This window comes from Nocardioides sp. cx-169, assembly GCF_021083605.1.
In the GTDB taxonomy this organism is placed as follows: domain Bacteria; phylum Actinomycetota; class Actinomycetes; order Propionibacteriales; family Nocardioidaceae; genus Nocardioides.
Map to the genome: position 1 here is coordinate 378,529 of NZ_JAJNRO010000002.1, position 12,113 is coordinate 390,641.

Consider the following 12,113-nt stretch of genomic DNA (forward strand, 5'->3'; position numbering starts at 1 on the left):
GCGCTCTGGGTCTGTGGACTGGATCAGCTGGTCCGCAGGAGGAGCGCGCTGCCCGGCGCGCCGCCTCCGGTGGTCACCACGGCCACTTTCGAGTCGGCGACTTGACGCTCACCGGCCTGCCCACGCAGCTGGATCATCGCCTCGCGGACGTAGCCGAAGCCGTGCAGCCGCCCTGCCGACAGCTGGCCGCCGTGCGGGTTGAGCGGCAGGGCCCCGTCGAGCGCGAGGGCACGGCCGCCGTCGACGAACCCGGTGGCCTCACCGGGACCGCAGAACCCGAGCGCCTCCAGCCAGGACACCGCATTGAAGGTGAACCCGTCGTAGAGCAGCGCGAGGTCGACGTCGTCGGGCCGCAGGGTGGTGCGGCTCCACAGGTGGCGCGCCGGGCCCCAGGTCTGCGGCTCATGAGTCAGCGTCCCCTGGTCCCAGCTCAGTCGCTCGCTGACGTGGGTGCCGACCGCGTCGACGAGGATCGCGGGCCGAGGACGGTCCGCCGCTGTCTCGACGGCCGACACGATGACGGCCACCGCTCCGTCGACCGGGACGTCGCAGTCGTAGAGGCCGAAGGGGGTCGTCACCATCCGGGCCGCGTAGTAGTCCGCCATCGTGATCGGGTCACGGTAGATCGCCTCAGGATTGCGGCCGGCGTGTGCGCGGGTGCTGACCGCGACGGTCCCGAGGAGCGAGCGGTCGGCACCGTAGCGGTGGAAGTACTGCGAGGCATGGATGCCGATCCAATTGGCCGCCGACATCGCGCCGTACGGCGCCCGCTCCTCCATGATCCCGGTGGCCCGGCCCGCGGTGGCATCCCAGCGACCGTCGCGGACCATGCTCGCGAACGACGCCTCCCACACCGTGCGGACGCAGAGCACGTGGCGGCACAGGCCCGACGACACGGCCAGCATGGCCGCGATGATCGCCCCCGCCTGCCCGGGGGTGTCGCCCGCTCCGTTGATCCAGGTGGGCCGCAGGCCGAGGGCCTCGACGACGGGCGGCACCCCGCCCTCCGACATGCCGGGCGAGCCCGAACGCCCGGGGTAGGTCGAGATGCCGTCGATGTCTGCCATCGTCAGGCCGGCGTCGGCGACCGCGGCCTCGCAGGCCGACACCGCGAGCTCGACGGGGTCGACCATCAGCCGGCGACCGACCTCGGACTGGCCGACGCCGGTGAGCGCGACCCGCTCCTCGAACTTCTGCGCCGAGAGCAGCGCGGGGACGGCCGGCGCAGCCGCCAGCGGCTCCGGCACGTCGACGCACGCGTCGGCGCGCTCCGGATCGGGCTCGAACAGCGGCAGGTGGACGTCGCCGCTCTGCTCGAACCGCACCCGCACCGGCATCCCGACCCGGAGGTCCTCGGCCTCGACACCGACCAGGTTGGTGGTGAGCCGGACCGCCGGGTCCTCGACCAGGGCGACCACCGCGACGACGTACGGCGGCGGCATGTCGCGCAGCCACTGCTGGTGGTTCACGGTGAAGCCCAGTACCACTGCGCGGCCCGAGACCGGCTCCCACTCGAGGCCGGGCCCGTGACACGTCCGGCACCGCGGGGTCGGCGGATGCGTGCGGGACCCGCACGCCGGGCACCGCAGGATGCGCAGCACCCCGTCGGCCCCCGAGGTCCAGAACCTCTCGCTGGCCAGCGTCGGCTGGGGCAGCGGTCGAACGATCGGGACCGGCTCGGCGTCAGAGCCGGGGGAAGTTGAAGACGTCACGCGCGTTCAGCTCCACGATGCGGTGCACCTCGTCGTCCGGCACGTCCAGGAGCGACTCACCGATCAGCTTGCGGCTGTTGGGCCAGACCGAGTCGGAGTGGGGGTAGTCGACCTCCACACAGATCCGGTCGATGCCGATCTCGTGCCGGTTCTTCAGGCCGAACTCGTCGGTGATGTAGCAGCCCCAGAAGTGCTTGCGGAGCAGCTCGCTCGGGCGCTGGTCGAAGTCGATGGGCTGGTAGTAGCGGTGCCGCTCCCAGACGGCGTCGGCACGCTCGGCGATGTAGGGCATCCAGCCGATGCCGCCCTCGGCGAGCATGAACTTCAGTCCGGGGAACTTCTGCAGCTTCCCGGAGAAAATCAGGTCGACCGTGGTCCACATCAGGTTGGTCGCGTACAGCGCGAAGGAGACCGCGGTTGGCGCCTCGTCCTTGGCCTCACCGAGGTCCATCCGCTCGGAGACCGACTTGAAGGCACCCCCCTTGGCGAGGGCTGAGGCCGACGCCGAGAAGCCCGGCACGAAGCTCCCCGAGCCGAAGTGGAGGCTGACCGGGATCCCGGTCTCCTCGAACACCGCCCAGAGCGGGTCCCAGTGGTCGCTGTGGAACGAGGGCATGCCCAGCGGCACCGGGCTGTCAGGGAAGGAGACGGTGCGCACCCCCTTGCTCGCGACGCGGCGCAGCTCCTCGACCGAGGCCTGGACGTCCCACAGCGGCAGGATCGCGAGGGGGACGTAGCGCCCGGGCGCCGAGGCGCACCACTCGTCGATGTGGAAGTCGTTCCACGCCCTGATGCAGGCGAGGCCGAGCTCCTTGTCCTTGGCGCGCAGGAACACCCGCCCGCCGAAGCCGGGGAAGGACGGGAAGCAGCAGGCCGCCTGGACGCCGTCGAGGTCCATGTCCTTGACCCGGGCGACCGGGTCGTAGCATCCGGGGATCATGTCGTCGAAGCGGAGTGGCTCCATGCCGAACTCCGAGGGCTCCTTGCCCGCGACGGCGTTGAGGCCGATGTAGGGGAAGACGTCGTCCTCCATGTGCCACACGTGTCGTCCCTGCTCGTCCTCGACGATGCGGGGCCCCTCCGCGACGAACTTTTTCGGCAGCCGGTCGGAGAAGACGCGGGGATGCTCGATCAGGTGGTCGTCCACCGACACGATCTGCATGTGGTCTTGGAGCGGCATCTTGCTGACCCTTCTCTCGACGTGGGTTGCATCATATAACCTATTAATCTATGTCACAACAATGGAGGTGTTGCACATGACCGCGGACGAGGCCCGTCCCCAGCCCCACGGGGCCGACGAGGACGACCACGACCTGCTGACGTTCAACGAGTCCGGCACCCGCCTCCAGCAGGAGGTCCGGGCCATCGAGGACGCGGTCGCGCAGTGCGCGGATCCCGATGAGCGGAGCCGGCTGGAGACTCGCCGCAGCGCCCTGCAGGCGGCTCTGGAGCGCATCAGCCAGGACGCCGAGGCGCGCCCGGGCGAGACCGGCTTCCTCAACTACCGACCCCCGTCGCGATAGGGTCAGAAGGCCGGGTGCTGCGGTCGCTCTCCGCGACCGGCTCGCCGCGGATTCGAACCGCGCCGACCGGCTGACGGTGTCGTCGAGGGGATGTACCCGGCGCTCCTCGATCAGCGTGCGGAACCGCTCCTGGATGTGCGTCATGGCGTCCAGTCACGCCTGGACCTCCTCAGGGGTGCCCAGGCTCGTGTGCAGCAGAGCCGACTCCCACTTCATGAACTGCGCAAGCTCCTCGACTGGCAGGCCCATCAGCTCGAGGAAGATCGAGGTGGGGAACTTCTGCGCGAAGTCCTCCATGAAGTCGCACCCGCCGCGGGGAGCGAGCGTCTCGACGAGCTCAATCGCCCGCTCCCGGGGATGCCCTCGTGGTTCACCATGGTCCAGAAGCCTGGCTCCATATCGTTGCAAACCACGGATGCTCCTCGCGGAAGCCCGTCGTAGGTCTCGAAGTGCGAGCCGACAGGCCCCGAGGCCCGGTAGTCGAAGTTCTTCACCGGGCAGGTCCCTGGCTCGGCGGCCGGGCGGTCGATTGCAGTCATGGATGCCTTTCGAGGAAAGGTCGCGTCACCACGGTGATGGGTGCGGCAAATCGCGCACTTATCTATCTGTGAGATACACCTAAACGATAGTGCTCTGTGTCACATTTGTCGCCCCGATTCTCCGCCTGCTCCGGTGCCGGGGCGCTAGGCGGCGGCCACGCGGGAAGCCCGCTCTCACGCGCGGGACCCACGGGGCCTCGGTCGCCGCGAGCGGCGAGCACGGGTGCCCGGATGCTCAGTCGGCGAGGCTGAGCGCGAGCCGAATCGCGTCGCGATCGGGCAGCCGGCGATCCAGCATGGCCAGCCCGTCGTCGAGGTTGTCGAGGGTGATCGTCTCGCCGAGGAGCTCCTTGGTGGGCACCCGCCCCTGGGTGATCAGCTCCACGGCGGTCTTCACGTGATCGCCGGGGAAGCCCGCGTGGATGTGCAGCTGGCGCATGGGGATCCAGTCGCTGATGAAGCCCTCCACCGGCTTGCGGTCCTTGAGGCCGCCGATGACCACCGAGCCGCCGCGGCGCACCATCTGCATGCCCTGTGTGACGGTCGCGGCGGACCCCGACGCCGCGTCGATCACGACGTCCACCCCGTCCTCGACCACCGAGCGGAGGTGCTCGACAGGATCGACGACGCTGATGTCGATGGCCTCCTCGACCCCCAGGCCGCGCGCGGCCTCGAGCCGCAGCCCGTCGGACGCCGTGCCGGTGATGAAGATCCGCTCGGCGCCCGCCGCGCGGGCGGCCGACACCGCGGCCAGACCGAGGTGCCCCGGGCCCAGGATGGCCACGGAGTCACCTGGCTTCACCGCGGTGGCCCACCGCACGGCGATCGCCAGCGGCTCCCACAGCGTGAGCTCGTCGGCCGGCACGTCCTCGGGCAGTGGCTCGACCAGCGTCTCGGGCAGCAGTTCCATGTAGTCGGCGTACCCGCCGAGCAGGCCGGAGCGCTCGTCCACACCGAAGTCGTGTCCGTAGACCCGGATGCCGCCGGGAAGCGGCACCGACTCGCGCACCGCGACCCGCTGGCCCTCCATCACACCCCAACGCTTGCGGGCGTCGTCGGTGATCGCGTCGATGCGGCCGACGATCTCGTGCCCGGGCACCGAGGGGTAGGCGCCGCCCCACGGCGTGTGGATGATGCCGTTCATGTGGTCGATGTCGCTGTGACACATGCCCACGGCCTCGACCCGGAGGACCGCCCCTCCCGCCGGCGGGTTGGGCACCGGCAGCTCGCGCAGCTCCCAGGTCCCGTCACCGGGCATCACGACGGCACGGCTCATCTGGGTCATGTGGTCTCTCCTTCGATCGGGTCGGAGCAGGCGTCAGCGGACGATGCCGCTGTCGCGGAGCGCGGCGATCCGCTCGTCGTCGTAGCCGATCTCGCGCAGGACGGCGTCGGTGTGCTGGCCCAGCGTGCAGCCGGAGTCGGCCTTGGTGGTGCTGCGCGAGAAGCGGTAGGGCGGCGCCACTCGGCGGTGCTCGTCGAAGATCGGGCTGACGGCGTCGACCGCGTAGCCGGCGGCGTGGAACTCGTCGGTCTGCATGACCCACTCCGAGTTCTCCCCGGCCACCGCGACGCAGCCGAGATCCTCTTTGGTCAGGTCCGTCTCCCACTGGTCCTTCGGGCGCATGGCGAAGACTCGCTCGAGCACGGCCTCGAGCTCGCGGGCGTGCTCGGCACGCCCCGCGGCCGAGGCGAAGCGGTCCGCGCCCAGCTCGGGATCGTCCAGTGCCTCCACGAGACCCTCCCACTCGCCCCGGCTGGGAGCCGCGAGGAAGACCCAGCCGTCCGATGCCCGGTAGAGCCGGTACAGGGGACCGAGGCCGCGGAAGTCGGCGTCGACCACCGCCGGTTCGGGGCGTGCGGCATAGCTGGTGTTGCGAGTGATCAACGCCTGCGTGCAGCTGGCCAGCATGGAGGTCTTCATCCCCTGCAGCCGGATGCCGCGACGCTGCGCGTAGAGCCCGAGCATGAGCGCCGATCCCACGCCGAGTGCGGCGACGCCGTCGGACTGCACCGCGGGTACGGTCCCGCCGGCATAGAGGTGCCGGGCGCCTCTCATCACGTCCTCGAGATCCTGCGGATCCGTGGGCGCGAGCGGCGCGTCGGTCACGGAGATCCCGGACGCGGCGCCGATGGAGGGCGCGTAGGCGGGCTTGCCGGCGTACGGCCCGTCCGTGCCGTAGCCCGGCGAGCTGAGGTAGACGAGGTCGGGGTTGATCGCCTTCAGCGACGCCTCGTCTAGTCCGAGGCGCTCCACCACCCCGACCCGGAAGCAGTGGAAGACGACGTCGCACCGCCCGACCAGCTCCAGGACCGCCGCTCGGCCCTCCGGCCGGTGCAGGTCGAGGGCCACGCTCTCCTTGCCCTGGAGCACCTTGGCCCCCCCCGCCTCGGGGAAGGCCATCACGTGACGGATGAGGTCGCCGTCGAGGGGCTCGATCTTGATCACGCGGGCGCCGAGGTCGGTCAGCAGGGTCGCTCCGTACGGCGCGGCGAACATGCCGCCGAGCTCGAGGATCGTCACGCCGGCGAGGGGCAGGCCGGCCTCGGGGGGCGACGGCGCCACCGGCTCGGCGCGCCGGGCAGCGGCCGCGCGGAGGGTCTCCGCGGAGTGCTCACCCGCGCGGGGGGCCCGCCGAATCGCCGAGAGCGGGCCGTCGGCCACGTGCACCAGCGTGGAGGGCTGCCGCACGGGGCCGAGATCGGGGTCCTCGACGGTGACCGTGCGCCCCTCGTGGCGCAGCTGCGGGTGGTCGAGCGCCTCGTCGGGGTTGCGGAACTGCTCGGCGAAGACGTTGCTGTTGCGGGCGAACACCTCCTCCCACTCCTCGCGAGTCCGCTCACGGACCCGCTCCAGCATCTTGACCCACCACTCGTGGCGCAGATCCGCGGTCGGCAGATCCGGGAAGCCGGCCCACTTGGGCTGGGTCACCTCCTCCGCGAGCCCGAGCTCGGTCAGCCACGCCTGCATCAGCCGGGGGGCGGTGTGCGCCGCCTGGATCCAGGTCCCGTCCTTCGTCGCACCGACGAGCAGGGCGTACATGAGTCGCGACTGGGGTCGGCCCTCGGGGTCGAAGGCCGCGACCTGGGGCTGGAAGGCGTCGGGGAAGCGGCGCAGGATCATCTCGTAGAACCAGTTGTAGGTGTCGTAGGCGCCGACGCCGGTCACGAGGTTGGTCTCGACCACCTGGCCCAGCCCGCTGGACTCCCGCTCGATGAGTGCGGCGAGGATCCCTTGGACGGCCGTGTGCGCGGCACCGAAGGAGGCGTACGGCACCGAGACGTAGGCGGGGTCAGGGCCGGGAGAAAGCTGACGCTTGGAGTGGAGCACCCCGGTCTTCGCCATGATCAGGGCCTCGTAGCCCTTGTAGTCGGCCCACGGACCGGTGCTGCCCCAGCCGGTGATCATGGCGGCGACGAGCCGGGGATGACGCTCGGCCAGCCGGCCCGCGGTGAGCCCGAGCCGCTCGGCCGCCGCGGGGCGCATCGTCGTGACCACGACGTCCGCGGTCGCCAGCAGCCCTTCGAGGGAGGTCCGGCCCTCCGGGCCCCCGAGGTCCAGGGTGACGCTGCGCTTGCCCCGCAGCAGTCCCGGCCACCCGGGGTCACGCCGGATCCCGCTGCCGCCCGGCGGCTCCACGAGGACGACGTCGGCGCCCGCGTCGGAGAGGAACTGGGTGGCCTGGGCGCCCGGCAGCGTCGTCGACAGGTCGACGACGACGAGGCCGGCGAGGGGACCGGTCGCGCGGGGGGGGTCGGCAGCGATCTCGGTCATCGTGACTCCGTCATCAGTCGGCAAGTGGATGGCCGCGCGTCAGCGCGGGCGGGTGGCGGCGACCATGCCGCCGTCGACCAGGAGGTCGGTCCCGGTGATGTAGGAGGCGCGGTCGGAGCTCAGGAACTCGATGGCGTCCGCGCTCTCGACCATGGTGCCCTCGCGCGCCAGCGGGAGCTGCGCCATGAGTCCCAGCTTGATGTCCCGGCTCGGACCCTCGAGCTCGCGGGCGCCCATGGGCGTCGCGATGGGACCCGGGGACATCGACACGATGCGCGCGCCCTTGGCGCCCCACGCGCCCGCCCGCATGCGACACATCCGCATGAGGGCGTACTTCGAGAGCCGGTAGGCCGAGATGGAGGTGTGCTCGTCCCATACCGCCTCCAGGCGGCCGGCCAGGTCGGGCGCCAGCGGATCGTCCAGCACCGCGACGACGTCGGCGGCCGGGGCATCGGCCAGGTGTCCCGCGGTCGACGACACGAACACCGCCGCGGTGCCCTGGCCCGCCAGCTCGAGGCAGGCCTCCTCCATCAGGGCGGCGCCGACGAGGTTGACCTCGAGCAGCTCACGCCAGGTGCCGACCGACGGCGAGAGCGCGGCGACATGGGCCAGCGTTCGGAGAGGTCCGCGCGCGGCGACGAAGGCCTGGAGCTCGGCGACCGAGGCCCGGTCGGTGATGTCGCACTCGACGGCGACGGCGTCGATGCCGTCCTCACGCAAGCTGGCCTCGCGCGCCACGTTCGCGGCGGCGGACTGGCTGGCGAGGACCACCCGATGGGACTGGCCGAGCCGGCGAGCCGTCGACATCCCCATGCCGCCCCCGCCGATGACCAGGGCGATCGGATGTCCCGGCCGCTCGTTCGTGCCCGTCCTCATATCCCTCTTCTCCACGTCACGTGGCCAGAATGGGCGCCAGTGAAGCACAATAGACCATTGATATCAATCAGTCATCTGTTATGTACCGGGGCGATGTGTGAGTGTGATTCCGCGTAATGGGACCGGAGATGGCCCACCGGGGTGGTGCCCGCGGAAGGTGATCCCGATCACCCACAATCATCCCGCACGGCGGAGCGATCCGTCGCCACACAGGAGGTGCAGGTGCGCGAACTCAGCGACCTATTCCGCAACTTCGTCCAGGTCGGATACGTCACGGACGACATCGACGCCGCCACGGCCTTCCTGGAGGCCAAGCTCGGCACGGTCACGTGCGTCACGCACTACGGCTCCTCGTTGGGCGGCGGCACGCCGCCGAGCGACCCAGACGCGCCGCGCAGCCCGTTCGTCGTGGTGGGCGGACAGCCCGCGGACGAGTGGGTCATCGACGTGGCCCTGGTGAACTCCGGACCGACCAACCTGGAGGTGATCCGGCCGGTCAGCGGCTCGGTCGACCTGTACCGGGGCGCGATCCGGCCCAACGAGGCCGCCACCATCCACCACCTCGGGTTCATGGTCGACGACTTCGACGCCGCGACTGCGGTCGTCGAGAAGAGCGGGCGGTCCTGGGCTCAGTGGGGCGACAGCGGCGGCATCCGGTTCGGCTACCTCGACATGACGGCCGAGCTCGGCCACTACGTCGAGGTGATGGAGGCCGACGAGTCTGAAGGGAAGCTCTTCGCTCAGCTCGAGGCAGCCTCGAACGCAGCTCGGGACTGAGCCCGACCCATCCCGCCGGCACGCCCTCGCCCGCAGCCACGCTGCGGGCCGGGCATCGGCACCTGAAAAGCTCTTGGAAGGAGCATGCATGAGCAGCGACAGTTCTGCTGAGTACGACGTGATCGTGGTGGGGTCCGGAGCCGGCCTGGTCGGCGCCTACGCCGCGGCCTCTCGGGGCCTGCGCACCCTGGTCATCGAGAAGACCGAGTTCATCGGCGGGACGACCGCCTACTCCGGTGCCGGTATCTGGCTTCCGGGCAACGCGGCCGAGAAGCGAGGCGGAGTCAACAGCGGCCCCGACGAGGCGCGCCCGTACCTGGACGCCATCGTGGGCGACGACTCTCCCGCCAGCCTGCGCGAGACCTTCCTGCAGGCAGGGGGGCCGCTGATCGACGAGCTCGAGAAGAACCCCCAGTTCGGCCAGTTCTTCTGGCTCGGCGTCCCGGACTACTTCGCCGACGCCCCGAACGCCCTCCAGGACGGCCGCACCATCTTCCCCCAGGACATCGCTCGCTCCGAGCTCGGGGACCTGGAGCCCCTCGTCCGTCGTCCCCTCTGGACCGAGCGCTGGGGCGACCCGGTCGACGAGACCATGAGCGGCGGTCAGGCCCTGGTCGCCCGATCGCTCCTCGCCTTCGTGGGGACCGGCAACGGCACCGTGCTGACCAACACCGCGCTGGAGACCCTCATCGTCGAGGACGGCGCCGTCGTGGGCGTCGAGACCACCTCGCCCGAGGGTGAGAAGAAGCGCTTCCGGGCCAGCCGCGGCGTGCTGCTCGCCTCCGGCGGCTTCGAGCGCAACGCGGAGCTGCGCAAGAACTATGAGCCCCTGGTCGGCGACACCTGGACCCAGGGCGCGCCTGGCAACACCGGCACCGCACTGCAGGCGGCGATGGCGATCGGTGCCGCGACCGACCTGCTCGAGGAGGCGTGGTATGCACCGGGCCTCGTGGTGCCCAACACCCGCCCGATCTTCTTCACCACGGTGTGGAGCGGCATCTTCGTGAACTCCAACGGTGAGCGCTTCATGAACGAGCGCCTCCCCTACGACCGCGCCGGGCACGCCATCTTGGAGGAGCACAGGAAGCCGGGCGTCTCGGCGTTCCCGACCCACTGGGTGTTCGACCAGCGTCAGATCGACAACGAGCGGGCCTTCGCGGGGCTGCCGGTGAACCCTCAGGCGAGCGGCTGGTTCGACGCCGAGAAGTTCACCGAGGCTGGGGTGCTGACCAAGGCCGACACGCTCGAGGAGCTCGCCGAGAAGCTCGGCCTGCCAGTCGGCGCTCTCATCAAGACGGTCGACCGGTTCAACGACTTCGCCCGCAGCGGAGTCGACGAGGACTTCCACCGCGGCGAGACCCCATGGGACCAGATGATCACCAAGGCGGTCTCCCCGCACACCGACGGCCCCAACCCCTGCATCGGCGTGATCGACCAGGGCCCGTTCTACTCGGCTCAGATCGTGCTCTCCGACCTCGGGACCAAGGGCGGGGTGAAGACCGACGAGCGCGCTCGCGTCCTTAACACCGAGGGTGAGGTCATCCCCGGCCTGTACGCCTCCGGCAACGCGATGGCGCCGATGTCCGGTCGCATCTACCCCGGCGCCGGTGGACCGGTCGGCTCGTCGATGGTCTTCTCGTGGGTCGCCGCGCGCGACATGGCCGGCGAGATCGCCTGACGGCGAGCGACCCGACACGCACGAAGCGCCCTGCCTCTGCGATCAGAGGGAGGGCGCTTCGCGTTGGTGGCGTTGGGGGCCCGGCGCCGCTGGGGCGGGGTGGAGCGCAGGTCAGGTGGCGTCGGTGGAGTGGCCTGGGAAGAGCTGCAGCGAGGGGTCCAGCGCGACCGCTGCGTTGTTCACCGCGGTGGCCACCTCGCCGAACCCGACGGACATCAGCCGGACCTTGCCGACGTACGACGTGATGTCCCCGGCCGCGTAGACGCCGTCGAGGTTGGTGCGCATCCGCGTGTCCACCACGATGGTCCGGCGGTCGAGCTCGATGCCCCACTCGGCGAGTGGACCGAGGTTGCTGATGAATCCCAGCGCAGCGACGCAGGCGTCGGCCTTGTGCACCCGGACCTCGTCCTCCCCGTCCACCTTCAGGTGCACCTCGCTGAGCCAGGCCTCGCCGTACAGCGCGGAGACCTGGGCGTCCGTGACGATGTCGATGCCGCTGCGGTAGACCTCCTGCACGCTCGCCGCGTGGGCGCGGAAGGCGCTGCGGCGGTGCACCAGCACGACGGAGCGGGCCACGGGCTGCAGGGCGAGCGCCCAGTCGACCGCACTGTCGCCACCCCCCACCACGACGACGTCGCGGTCGCGGTACTCCTCGAGCGAGGGCACGAAGTAGCTCAGGCCGCGACCCAGGAGCTCCTCGCCGGCGGGCAGGGTGCGGGGGGTGAAGGTGCCGATCCCGGCCGTCAGGACCACCGCCCCCGCCTCCACGACCGTGCCGTCCGACAGCGCGACCTGCGGGCGCCCGTCCTCCGTCCGGCTCAGGGAGACGGCCTGGCGGCCCAGGAGGTAGTGGGGATCGAAGGTGTCGGCCTGCGCCTTCAGGGCATCGACCATCTCGCGCCCCTTCGCAGAGGGGACCGCCGCGACATCGCGGATCTCCTTCTCGGGGTACAGCGCGGTGATCTGGCCGCCGCACGTCGGCAGTGCGTCGACGACGGCGGTCCTCAGGCCGCGGAACCCGGCGCAGTAGGCGCCGTAGAGGCCCACCGGGCCGGCCCCCACGATGAGGATGTCAGTGGTGACGGGCATCTGCCGGCCTCCTTGGTAGGGCGAGAGTCACCACGGTGCTCGTCGCGGACTGGGAACGAGCAGCGGTCCCTGCACCCGACCGGCGAGGCGGAGGGTGCAGGGACCGATGCAACGGGAGGACACGCCGGCACGCGCCGGCGCGAT

The 12,113-nt window shown here is 70.8% G+C and carries 10 protein-coding genes; 3 read left to right on the forward strand and 7 right to left on the reverse strand.

Annotation, left to right across the window (positions count from 1 at the left end):
• Window positions 1-23: 23 nt before the first annotated feature.
• Window positions 24-1,712, reverse strand: coding sequence for an OB-fold domain-containing protein (locus LRP67_RS03045; RefSeq protein ID WP_308189686.1), 1,689 nt, complete (start codon window positions 1,710-1,712; stop codon window positions 24-26).
• The gene (locus LRP67_RS03050) at window positions 1,684-2,892 is read right to left on the reverse strand and encodes an amidohydrolase family protein (RefSeq protein ID WP_231268717.1); all 1,209 of its coding nucleotides are present in this window, start codon (window positions 2,890-2,892) and stop codon (window positions 1,684-1,686) included. The genes LRP67_RS03045 and LRP67_RS03050 overlap by 29 nt, the downstream gene beginning before the upstream one ends.
• A 76-nt stretch (window positions 2,893-2,968) precedes the next feature.
• On the opposite strand from LRP67_RS03050, the gene LRP67_RS03055 reads away from it, so the two are divergent.
• Window positions 2,969-3,235 carry a hypothetical protein gene (locus LRP67_RS03055; RefSeq protein ID WP_231268718.1) on the forward strand — a complete coding sequence of 89 codons (267 nt, stop codon included), beginning with the start codon at window positions 2,969-2,971 and terminating at the stop codon, window positions 3,233-3,235.
• Window positions 3,236-3,388: 153 nt separating this feature from the next.
• On the opposite strand, the gene LRP67_RS03060 is transcribed toward LRP67_RS03055, so the two are convergent.
• From LRP67_RS03060 to LRP67_RS03075, 4 genes are all read right to left on the reverse strand, one after another.
• Window positions 3,389-3,532, reverse strand: coding sequence for a cytochrome P450 (locus LRP67_RS03060; protein ID WP_231268719.1), 144 nt, complete (start codon window positions 3,530-3,532; stop codon window positions 3,389-3,391).
• Between the two features lie 477 nt (window positions 3,533-4,009).
• Complete coding sequence (locus LRP67_RS03065) at window positions 4,010-5,059, reverse strand: zinc-binding dehydrogenase (RefSeq protein WP_231268720.1); 1,050 nt, start codon at window positions 5,057-5,059, stop codon at window positions 4,010-4,012.
• A gap of 33 nt (window positions 5,060-5,092) precedes the next feature.
• The gene (locus LRP67_RS03070; protein ID WP_231268721.1) at window positions 5,093-7,549 is read right to left on the reverse strand and encodes a CaiB/BaiF CoA-transferase family protein; all 2,457 of its coding nucleotides are present in this window, start codon (window positions 7,547-7,549) and stop codon (window positions 5,093-5,095) included.
• A gap of 39 nt (window positions 7,550-7,588) precedes the next feature.
• Window positions 7,589-8,425, reverse strand: a complete 837-nt coding sequence (locus LRP67_RS03075) for an SDR family oxidoreductase (protein WP_231268722.1) — start codon at window positions 8,423-8,425, stop codon at window positions 7,589-7,591.
• Window positions 8,426-8,647: 222 nt separating this feature from the next.
• On the opposite strand from LRP67_RS03075, the gene LRP67_RS03080 reads away from it, so the two are divergent.
• Both LRP67_RS03080 and LRP67_RS03085 read left to right on the forward strand, forming a co-directional pair.
• The gene (locus LRP67_RS03080; protein ID WP_231268723.1) at window positions 8,648-9,202 is read left to right on the forward strand and encodes a VOC family protein; all 555 of its coding nucleotides are present in this window, start codon (window positions 8,648-8,650) and stop codon (window positions 9,200-9,202) included.
• Between the two features lie 88 nt (window positions 9,203-9,290).
• The gene (locus LRP67_RS03085) at window positions 9,291-10,880 is read left to right on the forward strand and encodes an FAD-dependent oxidoreductase (protein ID WP_231268724.1); all 1,590 of its coding nucleotides are present in this window, start codon (window positions 9,291-9,293) and stop codon (window positions 10,878-10,880) included.
• Between the two features lie 111 nt (window positions 10,881-10,991).
• Here LRP67_RS03085 and LRP67_RS03090 read toward each other — a convergent pair whose 3' ends face one another.
• Window positions 10,992-11,969, reverse strand: a complete 978-nt coding sequence (locus LRP67_RS03090; protein WP_231268725.1) for an NAD(P)/FAD-dependent oxidoreductase — start codon at window positions 11,967-11,969, stop codon at window positions 10,992-10,994.
• Window positions 11,970-12,113 lie beyond the last annotated feature (144 nt).